Source organism: Variovorax sp. YR634, assembly GCF_900106655.1.
GTDB lineage: Bacteria > Pseudomonadota > Gammaproteobacteria > Burkholderiales > Burkholderiaceae_C > Variovorax.
The window spans coordinates 18,897-35,759 of sequence record NZ_FNOL01000026.1 but is presented as its reverse complement, the minus strand read 5'-3'; the positions used below and the strand labels follow the sequence as shown (position 1 = coordinate 35,759).

The 16,863-nt window shown below is 67.2% G+C and carries 10 protein-coding genes; all 10 read left to right on the top strand.

Annotated elements, in window-relative coordinates:
• The first annotated feature begins 60 nt into the window (after window positions 1-60).
• The 10 genes from xdhA (at window position 61) to BLV60_RS29375 (ending at window position 16,845) form a co-directional block, all read left to right on the top strand.
• Window positions 61-1,695, top strand: coding sequence for a xanthine dehydrogenase small subunit (gene xdhA / locus BLV60_RS29420; protein ID WP_093058844.1), 1,635 nt, complete (start codon window positions 61-63; stop codon window positions 1,693-1,695).
• A gap of 2 nt (window positions 1,696-1,697) precedes the next feature.
• Window positions 1,698-4,166 (top strand): xanthine dehydrogenase molybdopterin binding subunit, encoded by a 2,469-nt coding sequence (xdhB, locus tag BLV60_RS29415; protein ID WP_093058843.1) that lies wholly within the window; start codon window positions 1,698-1,700, stop codon window positions 4,164-4,166.
• 103 nt (window positions 4,167-4,269) lie between these two features.
• Window positions 4,270-5,271, top strand: a complete 1,002-nt coding sequence (locus BLV60_RS29410; protein WP_093058842.1) for a LysR family transcriptional regulator — start codon at window positions 4,270-4,272, stop codon at window positions 5,269-5,271.
• A 76-nt stretch (window positions 5,272-5,347) separates the two neighbouring features.
• Entirely contained in the window at window positions 5,348-6,748 is a 1,401-nt protein-coding gene (locus BLV60_RS29405) for an NCS2 family permease (protein ID WP_093058841.1), read from the top strand.
• Window positions 6,749-6,863: 115 nt separating this feature from the next.
• On the top strand, window positions 6,864-8,405 hold the full coding sequence (locus BLV60_RS29400; RefSeq protein ID WP_093058840.1) for an ABC transporter ATP-binding protein: 1,542 nt from the start codon (window positions 6,864-6,866) through the stop codon (window positions 8,403-8,405).
• On the top strand, window positions 8,398-9,543 hold the full coding sequence (locus BLV60_RS29395; RefSeq protein ID WP_093058839.1) for an ABC transporter permease: 1,146 nt from the start codon (window positions 8,398-8,400) through the stop codon (window positions 9,541-9,543). The genes BLV60_RS29400 and BLV60_RS29395 overlap by 8 nt, the downstream gene beginning before the upstream one ends.
• Window positions 9,544-9,545: 2 nt before the next feature.
• The gene (locus BLV60_RS29390) at window positions 9,546-10,466 is read left to right on the top strand and encodes an ABC transporter permease (RefSeq protein WP_093058838.1); all 921 of its coding nucleotides are present in this window, start codon (window positions 9,546-9,548) and stop codon (window positions 10,464-10,466) included.
• Window positions 10,467-10,512: 46 nt separating this feature from the next.
• A complete protein-coding gene (locus BLV60_RS29385; protein ID WP_093058837.1) occupies window positions 10,513-11,685 on the top strand; it encodes a BMP family ABC transporter substrate-binding protein in 1,173 nt (390 codons plus the stop codon).
• Window positions 11,686-11,997: 312 nt separating this feature from the next.
• Window positions 11,998-16,044 carry a TOMM system kinase/cyclase fusion protein gene (locus tag BLV60_RS29380; RefSeq protein WP_093058836.1) on the top strand — a complete coding sequence of 1,349 codons (4,047 nt, stop codon included), beginning with the start codon at window positions 11,998-12,000 and terminating at the stop codon, window positions 16,042-16,044.
• An 18-nt stretch (window positions 16,045-16,062) separates the two neighbouring features.
• Entirely contained in the window at window positions 16,063-16,845 is a 783-nt protein-coding gene (locus tag BLV60_RS29375) for a BMA_0021/BMA_0022 family TOMM bacteriocin (RefSeq protein ID WP_093058835.1), read from the top strand.
• Window positions 16,846-16,863 lie beyond the last annotated feature (18 nt).

Sequence of the window (16,863 nt, the reverse complement as noted above, 5' to 3'; positions counted from 1 at the left end):
CCGAACAAGCCGCTAACGTCCATGACTGACCCACGACGGGTCCCCCACGAGCCCAAAAGCATGAGCACCGACAGCAGCAGTAGCAGCCAGATTCACCCGATCCGCTTTTTCCATCGCGGAAAGATCGTCGACGTCACCGGCGTCCACCCGACCCGTTCCGTGCTCGACTGGCTGCGCGAGGACGCCCGCTGCACCGGCACCAAGGAAGGCTGCAACGAAGGCGACTGCGGCGCCTGCACCGTCGTCATCGGCGAACTCGCAACCGACCCGAACGCCCCGGGCGCCGTTGGCGGCCTGAACCTGCAGACGGTCAACGCCTGCATCCAGTTTCTTCCCACGCTGCACGGCAAGGCCCTGTTCACGGTCGAAGACCTCAAGGCGCAGACCCAGTGCCAGGCCAAGGCACAGGACAGCAACATCGGCAAGAAGCACCCCGTGCACACGCTGCACCCGGTCCAGCAGGCCATGGTCGACTGCCACGGCTCCCAGTGCGGCTTCTGCACGCCCGGCTTCGTGATGTCGCTGTGGGCCACCTACGAGCACCACCAGGCCGAAGGCACGCAGCCCACCCGCCAGCAGCTGGCCGACGACCTCTCCGGCAACCTGTGCCGCTGCACCGGCTACCGGCCGATCCTCGATGCCGGCCAGCGCATGTTCGACCTGCCTTCGGTTCGCCTCGACACCCAGCCCGTGGTCGCAGCGCTCACCGCCCTGCAGAACGACGGCCTGGACCTGAACTACGCCGCCCCGCTCGGCGCCCGCATCGACCACTTCCACGCCCCCAAGACCCTGGCCCAGCTCGCCGCGCTGCGCGAACAGAAGCCACGCGCCCAGCTGCTGGCCGGTTCGACCGACGTCGGCCTCTGGGTCAACAAGCAGTTCCGCGACCTGGGCGACATCATCTACGTGGGCGACGTGGCCGAAATGAAGACGATCGAAGACCGCCCGAACAATGCAGGTGGCGAGCTCTACATCGGCGCAGGCGCCTCGCTCGAATCCGCCTTCGCCGCACTGGTCGAGCGCGTGCCCAGCCTGGCCGAGGTGTGGCTGCGCTTCGCCTCGCCGCCGATCCGCCACGCCGGCACCATGGGCGGTAACGTGGCCAACGGCTCGCCCATCGGCGATTCGCCACCCGTGCTGATGGCGCTCGACGCGCAGATCGAGCTGCGCCGCGGCGATGTGGTGCGCCGCATGCCGCTGCCCGAGTTCTATCTGGACTACATGAAGAACCAGCTGCAGCCCGGCGAATTCGTCCAGGGGCTGGCCGTTCCGCATGCCGCGCTGCGCCGCCAGATTCGCGCCTACAAGATCAGCAAGCGCTTCGACTGCGACATCTCGGCGCTGTGCGCGGGCTTTGCCATCGAGCTCGAAGCCGGCAGCGACACGGTGAAGGCCGTGCGCCTGGCCTTCGGCGGCATGGCCGCCACCGTCAAGCGCGCCGCGAACGCCGAGGCTGCTTTGCTCGGCAAGCCGTGGACGCAGGCCAGCGTGGCCACTGCCAAGCTGGCGCTTGCGCAAGACTTCAAACCGCTGTCGGACATGCGCGCGTCGGCCGACTACCGGCTGCAGGTGGCGCAGAACCTCATTCAGCGCCTCTGGCTCGAAACCCGCGCCGAAGACGCCCTGTCGCTGGAAGAAACCAGCGTCTGGAGCGTGATGCCCCACGCGACCCCGGCCACTGCCGCAGGAGTCTGACCATGAACAAGCCCATCGACGCCCGCCTGCTGCAGCCCTCCGAGGCCTTTGCCGACTACCTGACCAACACCGCCGCCCGCATCGACGTGGGCGCTGAAGCGCTGGCGCACGAGCGCGGCATGCGCGTGGGCATCAGCCGGCCGCACGAATCGGCGCACCTGCACGTTGCCGGCGAAGCGACCTACATCGACGACATTCCCGAGCTCACCGGCACGCTGCATTGCGCGCTGGGCCTGTCGCCGGCCGCCAATGGCCGCGTCACGGCGCTGTCGCTCGACGCCATTCGCGCCATGCCGGGTGTGGTCGCGGTCATCACGGCTGACGACATTCCGGGCACCAACGACTGCGGCTCGATCATTCACGACGACCCGATCCTGCTGCCCGTGAACGACGGCGGCGAGATCCGCTACCTCGGCCAGCCGGTGTTCGCCGTGATCGCCGAAACCCGCGCTGACGCGCGCCGCGCCGCCGCGAAGGCCAAGGACGCGCTGACCATCGAGGCCCAGCCGCCCGTGCTCACGCCGCAGGCCGCGCACGAACGCGGCCAGTACGTGGTGCCGCCGATGCACATCGTGCGCAGCGGCGGTGCCGCCAACGAAGGCGACGAGGTAGCGGTGCGCACCGCCATCGCCAACGCGCCGCATCGCCACAAGGCCACGCTCGACGTGGGCGGGCAGGAACAGTTCTATCTCGAAGGCCAGATCAGCTACGCCATTCCGAAGGAAGGCGGCGCGCTGCACATCCATTGCTCCACGCAGCACCCGAGCGAGATGCAGCACCTGGTGGCGCATGCGATGCACCTGCAGTCGAACGAAGTGCATGTGGAATGCCGGCGCATGGGCGGCGGCTTTGGCGGCAAGGAGTCGCAGTCGGCACTGTTCGCCTGCGTGGCGGCCATTGCGGCGCGGCAGCTGCAGCGCCCCGTGAAGCTGCGGCTCGACCGCGACGACGACTTCATGGTCACGGGCCGGCGTCACTGCTTCTGGTACGAGTACGAAGTCGGCTACGACGACGAAGGCCGCATCCTCGGCGCAGAGATCACGATGGTCTCGCGCGCCGGCCACTCGGCCGACCTGTCGGGCCCGGTGATGACGCGTGCGCTGTGCCACTTCGACAACGCCTACTGGCTGCCCAACGTGGCCATGCACGGCTTCTCGGGCAAGACGAACACGCAGAGCAACACGGCCTTCCGCGGCTTCGGCGGTCCGCAGGGCGCGATTGCCATCGAGAACATCATGGACTCGGTGGCCCGCGAGCTGAAGCGCGACCCGCTCGACGTGCGGCGCGTCAACTTCTACGGCAAGGCGGAGAACAACGTCACGCCGTATCGCCAGACCGTCACCGACAACATCGTCCACGAACTCGTGGCCGAGCTGGAAGCCAGCAGCGACTACCGCGCGCGGCGCGAAGACATCGCGGCCTTCAACAAGAAGAGCACGGTGCTCAAGCGCGGCCTGGCACTGGCACCGCTGAAGTTTGGCATCTCGTTCAACGTGAAGCACTTCAACCAGGCCGGCGCGCTGGTGCATGTGTACACCGACGGCTCGATCCTCGTGAACCACGGCGGAACCGAGATGGGGCAGGGCCTCAACACCAAGGTGGCGCAGGTGGTGGCGCACGAGCTGGGCGTGAGCTTCGAGCGCGTGCGCGTCACGGCGACCGACACGACCAAGGTGGCCAACACCTCGGCCACTGCCGCGTCGACCGGCGCCGACCTGAATGGCAAGGCCGCGCAGGACGCAGCCCGCCAGATTCGCGAGCGCCTGGCCGAGAGTGCGTCCGAGCGCCATGGTGGCAAGGCCAGCGAAGTGCGCTTTGCCAACGACAAGGTCGAGGTCAACGGCCGCACGCTGGCTTTCAGCACCGTGGTGGGCGAGGCGTACCTCGACCGCAAGCAGCTGTGGTCCGACGGCTTCTACGCCACGCCCGGCCTGAGCTGGGACAAGGACAAGATGCAGGGCCGCCCGTTCTACTACTACGCCTACGGCGCGGCGGTGAGCGAGGTGATCGTCGACACGCTCACCGGCGAGTGGAAGCTGCTGCGCGCCGACATCCTGCACGACGCGGGCAAGTCGCTGAATCCGGCGGTGGACATCGGCCAGGTCGAAGGTGCCTTCATCCAGGGCATGGGCTGGCTCACCACTGAAGAGCTGGTGTGGCACCCGCAAAGCGGCAAGCTCACCACGCACGCGCCCAGCACCTACAAGATTCCGACCGCCAACGACTGCCCGCCCGTGTTCAACGTGCGCCTGTTCGAAGGCCAGAATTTCGAAGACTCCATTCACCGCAGCAAGGCCGTGGGAGAACCGCCGCTGCTGCTGCCGTTCTCGGTGTTCTTCGCGATCCGCGATGCGGTGTCGGCGGCCGGTGGGCACAGGGTCGATCCGCCGCTGAAGGCGCCGGCCACCAGCGAGTCGATCCTCCGAGCCATCACCGCCGTGCAGGCGGTGGAACCCGCATCGGCCGAATGACAGCGGGCCGTGCTCGCACGGTCCGAGCTTCACTTCCACACCCGGTTTCGCCAAATGCTGCGCTGTATAACTGTTCGCACAGACAAGAAAGGTGTGAACAGCCATGAGAGACCAGGCGCTTTTCGACAAGATCGATCTTCATTTGATCCGGGTGCTTCACACCGTGCTGACCGACCGCAGCGTCTCGCGCGCAGCCATCCGCCTGGGCATGTACCAGCCGGCCGTCTCGGCCGCGCTGAAGCGCCTGCGCGAGCTGTCGGGCGATCCGCTCCTGGTGCGCTCGGGCTCGGGCATGGTGCCCACCGACGCGGGGCTGCGCATGATCGAGCCGGCTGCGAGCATTCTTCGCGCGGCCGAGATGCTGTTCTCGGATGCGCGGGGCTTCGAGCCGCAGTCGGCGGCCACCACCTTCCGCATCGCGGCCAGCGACTACATGGACCCGCTGTTCCTGCCCATGCTGGTGGCGCAGGTCAAGCGCGACGCACCGCTGTGCCAGATCGAGATCCACGCGCTCTCGCCCGACTCGGACTACCACGGCCACCTGGCACTCGGCCAGGTCGATCTGGTGATCGGCAACTGGCTCAAGCCACCGGAAGACCTGCACATGGCGCGGCTCTTCGGCGACGAGGTGGTGTCGCTGGTCAACAAGGACCATCCGGCGGTGCGCCGCGGCTGGGATCTGGAGACATGGCTAGCGGCAGAGCACATCGCGCCCACGCCCATGCACCCGGGCGGGCGCGGCATCATCGACCAGATGCTCGACGAGCTGGGTCGGCAGCGCAACATCACGGCGCGCTGCGCGCACTTCAGCCTCATTCCGGACATGGTGGCGTCGAGCCTGCTGGTGCTGACCACCGGGCGCCAGTACTGCGAGCGTTTTGCGTCGCGGCTGCCGCTGAAGATTCTCGATTGCCCCGTGGCGCTGCCGCGCCTCATGTACTACCAGCTCTGGCACGAACGCACCCATTCGTCGAGCTCTGCGCGCTGGCTGCGCGAATGCATCAAGGACGTGGCGGCTTCGCTGCGGCCCCCGGCTTCCGCCATACCCGGTGTATCTGGCGCCGCGGCGCGCCCGCCTGCCGCCCCTGAAACCCCGGATCCCTGAGAAAACCCCGTTCGCGCCGGCGTCGTGAGCGGGGGAACGATGAAAACCGCCACTACAACAGCTGGAGACAAGCGAAATGAGTACGTTGGAACAGGCGCCGAAAGGCGCCGAGCCCCGCATCCCGGGGCATGTCGAGTCCGCGCGTCCGCGTGCGGCTGTGGGCAGCGCAAGCGGCTCGGGCCTGCTTGAACGCATGTTCAAGCTCAGTGCGCACAACACCACCGTGCGCACCGAGGTCATCGCGGGGCTCACTACCTTCCTGACGATGGCCTACATCATCTTCGTGAACCCGTCGATCCTCGGGGACGCGGGCATGCCGAAGGGCGCGGTCTTCGTCGCCACCTGCCTCATTGCGGCGCTGGGCACGCTCATCATGGGCCTGTACGCCAACTACCCGATTGCCATGGCGCCGGGCATGGGCCTGAACGCCTACTTCGCCTACGTGGTGGTGCTGGGCATGGGCTACACGTGGCAGGTTGCGCTGGGCGCGGTGTTCATCTCGGGCTGCCTGTTCCTGATCGTCACGGTCACGGGGTTGCGGGAGCTTTTCATACAGGGCATACCGCAGTCGTTGCGAACTGCGATCACCGTGGGCATCGGCATGTTCCTGGCGCTCATCGCGCTGAAGAGCGCCGGCGTGGTGGCAGCATCGCCCGCCACTTTCGTCACGCTGGGCGACCTGCACTCGGCACCGGTGGTGCTGGCGACGCTGGGCTTTCTCATCATCGTGGCGCTCGACAAGCTCAAGGTGCGCGGCGCGATCCTGATCGGCATCGTCACGGTGACGGTGCTGTCGTTCTTCTTCGGCGGCAACAAGTTCCATGGCGTGTTCGATGCGCCGCCGTCCATCGCGCCCACCTTCATGCAGCTCGACATCCTGGGCGCGCTCAAGGGCGGCATCCTGAACGTGGTGCTGGTGTTCTTCCTGGTCGAGATGTTCGACGCCACCGGCACGCTGATGGGCGTGGCCAAACGCGCCGGCCTGCTGGTGCCGGGCAAGATGGAGCGCATGAACAAGGCGCTGCTGGCCGACAGCGGCGCGATCTTCGCCGGCTCGCTGCTCGGCACGTCGAGCACCACGGCCTACGTGGAAAGCGCTGCGGGCGTGCAAGCGGGTGGGCGCACCGGCCTCACGGCCGTGGTGGTGGCGCTGCTGTTCCTGGCCTGCCTGATGATCTCGCCGCTGGCGGGCTCGGTGCCGGCCTATGCCACCGCGCCGGCGCTGCTCTTCGTGGGCTGCCTGATGCTGCGCGACCTGGTCGAGCTCGACTGGGAAGACACCACCGAGGTGATCCCCGCCGCGGTGACCGCGCTGACGATGCCCTTCACCTACTCGATCGCCAACGGCCTGGCCTTCGGCTTCATCACGTACGCCGTGCTGAAGCTCTGCACCGGCCGGGCACGGGAAGTGCATGCGATGGTCTGGGTCATCGCCGCCGTGTTCCTGTTCAAGTTCGCCTATATCGGCGGACACTGATGCAATGAACTGAGCGAAGCGCCGTCGGGCGCCGATGGTCGCGGGAGCACGCTATTAAACTGATAGCTGTTCCCGCTTTGTTGCAGTTGAACGAGACAAATCCACGAAACCCGGCATGACAACCCCCAGACTCCAGCTCGCGAACATCACCAAGCGGTATCCCGCGGTGGTGGCGAACAGCGACATCTCCCTGGCCGTGCAGCCCGGCGAAATCCACGCCGTGCTCGGCGAGAACGGCGCCGGCAAGTCGACCCTGATGAAGATCATCTACGGGTCGGTCAAGCCCGACGAGGGCACCGTGATGTTCGACGGCCACGTCGTCAACCTGCGCAACCCGCAGCAGGCGAGGGCGCTGGGCATCAGCATGGTGTTTCAGCACTTCAGCCTGTTCGACACGCTCACCGTGGCCGAGAACGTCTGGCTGGGGCTCGACAAGTCGCTGCAACTGGCCGAGGTTGCGCGCAGCATCACCGCCAAGGCGAGCGAGTACGGGCTCGACATCGACCCCTCGCGCCCGGTGCACACGCTGTCGGTGGGCGAGATGCAACGGGTGGAGATCATCCGCGCGCTGCTCACCAACCCCAAGCTGCTGATCCTCGATGAGCCGACCTCGGTGCTCACGCCGCAGGCGGTCATCAAGCTCTTCCATGTGCTGAACAAGCTGGCCTCCGAGGGTTGCAGCATCCTCTACATCAGCCACAAGCTGCACGAGATCCAGGAGCTGTGCAGCGCCTGCACCGTGCTGCGTGGCGGCAAGGTGACGGGGGTGTGCAATCCGCAGAACGAGAGCACGCAGTCGCTGTCGCGGCTGATGATCGGCAGCGAGCCGCCGCCGCTGCAGCACCGGCCGGTGCATGCAGGCGCTGTGGCTTTGCGCGTCGACGGGCTGTCGCTGGCGCGCGAAGACCAGTTCGGCATGGACCTCGAGGGCATCTCGTTCGAGGTTCGCGCGGGCGAGGTCGTCGGTATTGCAGGCGTCTCGGGCAACGGCCAGCGCGAACTGCTCTACACGCTCTCGGGCGAGGACGTGCGCGCCGAGGCTTCGATGGTCCGGGTGTTCGACAAGCCGGCCGGCCGGCTGCGCCCGCGCTCGCGTCGTGCGCTCGGCCTGCACTTCGTGCCCGAAGAGCGGCTGGGCCGCGGCGCGGTGCCCACGCTGGGGCTCGCGCACAACCTGCTGCTCACGCGCAGCGATGCGGTGGGCCGGGGCGGGTGGATCCGCACCGGCGCGCTCGAGCGCCAGGCCAAGGCCATCATCGAGCGCTTCAAGGTCAAGGCCGGCGGGCCGCGCGCAGCGGCGCGTTCGCTCTCGGGCGGCAATCTGCAGAAGTTCATCGTCGGCCGCGAGATCGACGCCAACCCGAAGCTCTTCATCGTCTCGCAGCCGACCTGGGGCGTGGACGTGGGCGCGGCTGCGCTGATCCACGCGGAGATCCTTGCGCTGCGTGACGCGGGTTGTGCCGTGCTGGTCATCAGCGAGGAGCTCGACGAGCTGTTCAACATCTGCGACCGGCTGCACGTGATCGCCAAGGGGCGGCTGTCGCCTTCCATTGACCGCGCGGCCGCCACGCTGCCGCAGATCGGCGAATGGATGAGCGGCTTGTGGCAGACCTCTGGCAACAATGTCGGCCAGAAGGCGGAGGCCGCCCATGCTTAAGCTCGAACCCCGCCCGGAGCTGTCGCGCTTCTGGAGCTATGCCTCGCCGATCCTGGCGCTGCTGATTACCGTGCTGATCGGCGTGGCGCTGTTCGCTGCACTCGGCAAGGACCCGGTCAAGGGCCTGCTGGTGTTCTTCTATGAACCCATCAAGAGCGGCTACGCCATCGGCGAGCTGATGGTCAAGGCGACACCGCTGCTCATCATCGCGCTCGGGCTGGCCGTGTGCTTCCGCTCGAACGTGTGGAACATCGGTGCCGAAGGGCAGTTCGTGTTCGGTGCCATCGCGGCGGGCGGCGTGGCGCTGCTGGCCGACAAGACCACGGGGCAGTGGATCGTGGTGGCCATTTTGCTGGCCGGCATCCTTGGCGGCATGGTGTGGGCGGGCATCGTCGCGTTCCTGCGCGACAAGTACAACGCCAACGAAATCCTGGTGAGCCTGATGCTGGTCTACGTGGCCACGCTGTTGCTGGGTTACATGGTCTATGGGCCATGGAAAGACCCGAACGGCTACAACTTCCCGCAGACCAAGACTTTCGAGGCAGTCACGCAGATTCCGCGCTTGTTCAAGGGCTCGCGCGTGAGCATCGGACTGGTCATCGCGCTGGTGGGAGCGGGGGCGCTGTGGGTGTTCCTGTTTCGCACGCGGGCGGGCTTCGCGCAGCAGGTCGGCGGGCTGGCACCGGCGGCCTCGCGTTATGCGGGCTTCTCGGCGCGGCGCGCGGTGTGGATTGCGCTGCTGACTTCGGGCGGCGCGGCCGGCCTGGCAGGTGCGCTCGAAGTGGCCGGGCCGCTCGGCCAGCTCACACCCTATGTGCCGGCGGGCTACGGCTTCGCGGCCATCATCGTGGCCTTCGTCGGGCGGTTGCATCCGGTGGGCATGATCTTCTCGGCCATCCTGATGAGCATGTTCTATATCGGCGGCGAGCTTGCGCAGTCGCGGCTGGGCCTGCCCAAGTCGCTGACCGGTGTGTTCCAGGGGCTGCTGCTGTTCACGCTGCTGGCTTGCGACACGCTCATTGCGTACCGCATCCGGCGCAAGGCGGCCGCGAAGGCCGCCACCATGACCACCGCCTCGCTGCAGGCCAGCACGCCGATCACCGCACCCGTCGCGCGTGCCACCGAAGGGAGCCACTGAACATGGAAAGCTACGCACTCCTGCTCGGCTCCACGCTGAGCGCGGGCACCGTGCTCGCCATCGCGGCGCTGGGCCTGCTCATCAACGAGAAGGCCGGTATCGTCAACCTCGGCGCCGAGGGAATGATGCTGTGCGCAGCGATCGCCGGCTTCGCAACGGTCGTCACCACGCACAACCCCTGGCTCGGCTTCCTGGCCGGCATGGCGGCGGGCGCCTTGCTCGCAGCCTTCTTCGGCGTGCTGGTGATCTGGCTCAACACCAACCAGTACGCAACGGGCCTGGCGCTGAGCCTGTTCGGCGTCGGCTTCTCTGCCTTTGCCGGCATCAACTTCGTGCAGGCCAAGTTGCCGGAAAGCACGTCGTACGCGATCCCCGTGTTGAGCGACATTCCGCTCGTTGGCCCCGCATTGTTCCGCCATCACCCGATGGTGTATTTCGCGGTGGTGCTGACCCTGGCGTTGATCTGGTTCCTGTACCGCACGCGTGCCGGCCTGGTGCTGCGCTCGGTCGGCGAATCGCCCGAGTCGGCGCATGCGCTGGGCTACCCGGTGCGGCGCATCCGCTTCATGGCGGTGATTGCGGGCGGCTCGCTGTGCGGGCTCGCGGGCGCGTATCTGTCGACCGTGTATACGCCGCTGTGGGTCGAGGGCATGGTGGCCGGCCGCGGCTGGATCGCGCTGGCGCTCACCACCTTCGCCACCTGGCGGCCGGTTCGCGTGCTGCTGGGTGCGTATCTTTTCGGCGGCGTGTCGATGCTGGGCTTTCATTTGCAGAGCAGCGGCGTCGACGTGCCCTCGCAGTTCCTCAGCATGCTGCAGTACATCGCGCCTATCGTGGTGCTGGCGCTGATCTCGCGCAACCCGGCCTTCATCCGCGCCAACATGCCGGCTTCCATCGGGAAACCGTTCTACCCCGGCTCATAATCGCGTTTCGTTTTCCGCCAACCTGTCCTTTTGAGGATTTCCGACAATGAATGATCTGAACAAGCGCTCCCTGCTCAAGCTGGCCGCTCTCACTGCGGTCGCTTCGGCGGCCCTGATCGGCTGCGGCAAGAAAGAAGAAGCGGCAGCACCGGCCGCGGCGCCCGCGCCGGCCCCGGCACCTGCTGCGGCCGCTCCGGCTCCGGCAGCGCCGCTGAACATCGCATTCGCCTACGTCGGACCGGTGGGCGACGGCGGCTGGACCTTCGCGCACGACAACGCCCGCAAGGCGCTCGAGAAGGAATTCGGCGACAAGATCAAGACCACCTTCGTCGAAAGCGTGCCCGAGGGCGCCGACGCAGAGCGCGTGTTCCGCGACATGGTCGGCCAGGGCAACAAGCTGATCTTCGGCACCACCTTCGGCTACATGGAGCCCATGCTCAAGGTCGCGGCCGACAGCAAGGAAGTGAAGTTCGAGCACGCCACCGGCTACAAGACCTCGGACAACATGCGCACCTACGACAGCCGCACGTACGAGGGCGCGTACATGGCAGGCGTCATTGCCGGCGCCATGACCAAGAGCAACACGCTGGGCGTGGTCGGCTCGGTGCCGATTCCCGAAGTGCTGCGCAACATCAACAGCTTCACGCTGGGCGCGCAGTCGGTCAACCCGAAGATCACGACCAAGGTCGTGTGGGTGAACGAGTGGTTCAGCCCGCCCAAGGAAACCGAAGCCGCCACCGCCCTCATCAACGGCGGCGCCGACGTGCTGTTCCAGAACACCGACTCGCCGGCCGTGCTCAAGACCGCACAGGAAAAGGGCAAGCGCGCCTTCGGCTGGGATTCGGACATGACCGCCTACGGTCCCAAGGCCCACCTGGCCTCGGCCACCATCAACTGGGCCCCGTACTACATCAAGGCCACCCAGGAAGCGCTGGACGGCAAATGGGCCACCGGCCAGAGCTGGTGGGGCGTGAAGGAAGGCGCCATCGACCTCGTGTCGATCGCCGAAGACGTGCCGGCCGAAACCAAGGCCAAGGTCGAGGCGGTGAAGAAGGGCCTGAAGGACGGCAGCTTCGTGATCTGGAAGGGCCCGATCCTCGGCCAGGACGGCAAGGAAGTGGTCGCCAAGGACGCAGTGGCCGACGACAAGTTCCTGTCGGGCGTGAACTTCTACGTCAAGGGCGTCGAAGGCAAGGTGCCGGGCGGCGACAAGAAATAAGCTCGCCCCCAGGCTTCGCGCACTTCGTGTCGCTACGCCAACCCCCTACCGGGGGCGACACCTGAGGCCCGGCGGAGCCGGTTCCTCGGTGTCCGCGAATCGGCCACGTTCGCGAGCGAGGGCGCTTATACATTCAAAAGTTCTAACCTCCCGCGCGTTGCGCGGGTTTTCTTTTTTGGGGCGACCCAGTTGAAAAGTCCTCGCGTCCGCTACAGTAACAATTAGTGTCTAATTCGCGTTCCTGCCGCAGCGCAGATCGCGGCCGCAGCACGCTCCGGAGGACTCTCAACGATCCATCACGACGAGACTGAAATGCAGGATGCCGTCACCAACCCCACGCACGCAGTGTCGCAATCATCATTGCCGAATCCGTTGGAGATTCCGGGCTACGAGTTGCTTGAGGAGCTAGGCGCCGGCGGCTATGGCACCGTGTATCGCGCGCTGCAGAAGAACACGGGCACCGTGGTCGCAATCAAGGTCGTGAAGCTGCAGGTCGGCAGCCAGCGCGTTGCACGTTTCCACCGCGAGACGAAGCTCTGCGCCTCGCTGCACCACCCGCACATCGTCCAGTTGCTCGACAAGGGCGAGCAGGGCCCATGCGTCTATGGCGTCTTCGAGTACGTGCCGGGCGAAACGCTCACCAGCCTGATCCGGCGCAAGGGCGCGCTGACGGCCACCGAAACCGCTCACCTGATGGCGGAAGTGCTGGACGCGCTGGACTGCGCGCACAGCGCGGGCATCGTGCACCGCGACCTGAAGCCCGACAACGTGATGGTCACGTTCACCGGCGCCGTCCCGCATGCGAAGGTGCTCGACTTCGGCATCAGCACCGTAATTCCCTCGAACAGGGGCGCCGAGTTCCCTACGCTCACGATGACCGACGAGTCTCTGGGCACGCCGGCCTACAGCGCGCCCGAGCAACTGCGCGGCGAGCCGCCCGGCGTCAAGTCCGATATCTACGCCTGGGGGCTGATGTTCATCGAGTGCCTGACGGGCGTGCCCGCTATTCGAGGCGCATCGGCGGCAGAAATTCTTCACCAGCAACTGAGCCCGCAAGAGGTGCCGCTGCCGGCGGAAATCGCCAGCCATCCGGTGGCCTCCGTGTTGCGCCAGGCATTGAGGAAAAAGGCGGCCGACCGCAGCGATTCAGCAGCCACGCTGCTGGCCGAACTCGGGCGCCTGCGGCTTGACGACCTGGTGGGCGTGCTGCGATCGGCGAAGCAGGCGCAAGACGAAGCTCTCAGCCACACCGTGGCCACCACGCGCGGGTTTTCCGAAAAGCGGCAGCTCACCGTGCTGTGCTGCAGCGTCTCCGTCTGGCCGGACGCCGGCGCGGACGAAGAGGGCATCGACGACGCCTTGCCCTCCGACATTGAAAACCTGGAGCTGCTGCAGCGCAACGAGCTCACCCTGTTCGCGGAAACCGCCACGCGGCGCGGCGGATTGCTGGCGGGCACGCTGGGCGACCGGATGATCGTGCTGTTCGGCTATCCGCACGCCAGCGACACCGATGCGCGGCAGGCCGGCATGACGGCGCTGGAGCTGATCGACCTGAGCCGCGAGCGCTCGGCCGCCATCGAGCAGGCGCACGGCGTGCACCTGGGCATTCGCATGGGCATGCACACCGGCATGGCGGTGGTGGCCGCCGGAGAAATCCCGTCGGGCCATGCCGTCAACGTCGCGGTGCGGCTCGAGGGCGTGGCCGATACCGGCACGCTGCTGGCAAGCGAAAGCAGCTACCGGCTGCTGGGCCGCCATGCGCGCTTCGACAAGGCCGGCAACGTGACCCTGCCGGGGCAGTCCGGCGGCATCCAGACCTACCGCCTGGGCGGCGAACAGCAGGCGCCCGCGCCGCATGGATCCGTGGAGCAGGCACTGCACAACGCGTGCATCGGACGCGAGCCCGAACTGCAACAGTTGCGCGCCGCATGGGCGCAGGCCCGGCAAGGCCACGGCGGCGCGGTGTGGGTCCGCGGCGAGCCCGGCATCGGCAAGTCGTGCCTTGCCGACGTGCTGCGCGAGCAGGTGGCGCGGGAAGGCTGGCAGACCGTCAGCGCGCAGTGCCAGCCCGAGAACCAGAACAACGCGCTGACGCCGTTCCTGACGCTGCTGCGCCAGCGCCTCGAAGCCGCGCCGGACGCAACCACGCCCGACGCCCGGCGCGAGCGGCTGCGCGAGGCCCTGCAGGCCGCCGGCTGCGACGCCGAAGCGGTACTGCCGATCTTCTGCGCGTGGCTGTCTCTCCCACTGGGCGATCGCGCACCCAGCCAGGTGTCTCCCGCGATGCAGAAGGGATTGCTGCTGCAGTCGACCGCACAGTGGCTGCTGCACATGGCCGAGGCGGCGCCGCTGCTGCTCCTGCTCGAAGACGTGCACTGGGCCGACCCCACCAGCATCGAGTTCGTCGAGCAGTTGGTTGCCCAATTGCCGCAGCAGCGCGTGCTGCTGGTGCTGACCGCGCGGCCCGAATGGGTGAAGCCGCCGGCGCTGCAGGCCGAGTGCATCGAGGTGCGTCGGCTCGAAGACGCGCAGGCTGCCGAACTGGCCCGGCAGGCGCTGGCGCCGAGGGTCGCCGCGCAGCAGGTGATCGACAACGTGGTCGCGCGCACCGACGGCGTGCCGCTGTTCATCCAGGAAATGGCGCGCATGCTGCTCGACGCCTACCTGGTGGAACAGGAGGGCGTCTGGGTCTTCAAGGACACGGCGCAGCCGGCTGCCATTCCGGTCACGCTGCGCGACTCTCTGGTCAGCCGCTTCGACCGGCTGGGCTCCGTCAAGGGCCTGCTGCAGCTGGCAGCCACCATCGGGCGGCAGTTCGATGCCGAATTGCTGTGCGCCTGTTCGGGCAAGTCGCCCGAAGCGATGGACAAGGACATGGCCGTGCTGCTCGACGCGGGGCTCGTGGCCCCGGCCGGACCGCCGGGCGCCTTCATCTTCCGCCACGCGCTGATCCGCGACACCGCCTACGAATGCATGCTCGACGCGCAGCGCCGGCAACAGCACCGCAACGTCGCGCAGACGCTGCTGAGCAGCCAGCCTCAGCGCGTGGCCAGCGAGCCGGGCAGCGTGGCCCAGCACTGGGCCGATGCGGGCGAGCATGCGGAGGCCGTCGCGCTGGCCGTGCGGCAGCTGCTCATTACCCAGCACCGCTCGCTGAACGACGAAACCATTGCCTATGCCCAGCACATCGACGGCTGGATGGCGCACCTGGACAGCGCCGCGCAGCGCGAGGCGCGGCTCGACGTGAACAGCTACGTCACGCAGGCCATGATGAACAAGTACGGCTGGGCGCATGCGCAGGTGGTGGACCGCATCGCCCTGTCGCAAGAGCTGCTCTCCGACGACGTGGCGCGCGAGAAGCAGGTGCAGCACCTGTGGACGCTGATCACCTTCCACCACGTCGCGAGCAATCGCGCCGAGGTGCAGCAGCTGAGCAACCGGCTGCTCGACCACGCCACCCAGCAGCAGGACGAGGGCGTGTTCGTCGCGGCGCAAACGTACCTCGGGCTCGCGCACTATTCCGACGGCTATTTCGAGCGCGCCGAGCAGTCGCTGACGGACGGCATCGAGCGCTACAGCCCCGAGGGGCATGCGCACCATGCCGCCTACTTCGGCTTCGACACCCGCGTGTGGGCGACCACGGGGCGCGCACTCGTGCGCTGGTTCGCGGGCCACGACGCGGCCGCGCGCGCCGACGCCACCAATGCCGTGCGCTGGGCTCGCGAGATGTCGCACATTCCGTCGCTGAGCATGGCCCTGCTGTACCAGAGCCTTGGCCATCAGGGCCGCAACGACAAGGCGCGGGCGCTGGTGAGCACGGGCGAGCTGCTCGGCATTACCGAGCGCTACGGCCTGCCGGCGTTCCAGGGCTATGCGGCAATCATCCGCTGCTGGGCCACCGGCGACGTCGACAGCATCGCGCAGGCCGACGCCTGGATACAGGCGCTGTGGGGCATGGGCTGCCGCTATTGCCAGACCTACTACCGCGCCTTTGCCGCCGACACGCTGGCCGCCAATGGCCGCTGGGGCGAGGCGCTGGAGCGGATCGACGAGTGCCTGCGCCTGGCGGACGAGCTCAAGGAAGGGCTCTACAGGTCCGAGCTCCATCTGCAGAAGGCCCGTTACCTGCAGGCCTCGGGCGGCGAACACGACGCAGTGGCCGAGTGCTTCTCGCAGGCCGCCAACGTCGCGCGCGAGGGTGCGAAGTACAGAACCGAATACGAAGCCCTGGCGGCGTTGCAGGCACTGGCACCCGCCGGGCACAACGTGGCTGGACGCCTCAAGGAGCTGGCCGACCTGCGGCCGGAACTGTCGTCGCGCATGCCCGTGCATGCGCCTGTTTCTCGAACCATGTCTTGAACCAAGGATGAAGTCACCATGACCTTTCAAAGCCAAGCTGCCGACCCATTGCTCGAATTCCGCCTTGCCTACCTGCGCGGCATTGCCAAATCGTGGCAAGACGACGCCTATCGCGCAAAGCTGCTCGGCGCGTCGGACATCCAGCAGATGCTGCACGACGACTTCGGCCTGCCGACGCAGTGGCCGCTGCTCGACATCTCGCTCTTCCAGGACCCCAATCCGGACATGCGCGCCGCATGGAAGCCGATGCTGACGTCCGGCTGGGTCGGCCCTGACGATTCCTTCGTCATCGTGCTGCCGCAGGCACCGTCGTCGCAGCCTACGGAGGCCCTGGCCGCTTACTACCAGCTGTTCCCGGACTTCATGGGCCCTGCTGCCGCCTTCGAAACGCCGACCGGCCTCATTGGTGGCGCGCTGCCCACCGGCCTCGGCATTCCTGGCGGCGGCGACGGTTCGTTGCTGGCGTTCGGTGGCGTGGTGCTGCGTGCGGTCGCCCTCGCATGGCAATCGCCGGAGTTCCTCTTCGACCTGACGCGCGACCCCGACGCCGACAAGGCGCCCGTGCTGAGCCAATGGCTGGGCTACAACAACCCGTTCAACTTCAAGATCCTGTTCACGACCAACTCCGCCTTCACGTGGGACGCGGCGAAGGGCGAATGGAACCTGAAGAACGCCAACGACTCGTTGATCAAGAACGGCATCCGTCTCAACTACCCGACTGCTCCGGTGGAAGTGGAGCTGCGGCCGATCGCGCTCACCTCGTACAACAACACGGGCCCGGCCTATCCCTTCACCTGCTGAGTCCGCTGCCGAACAGGG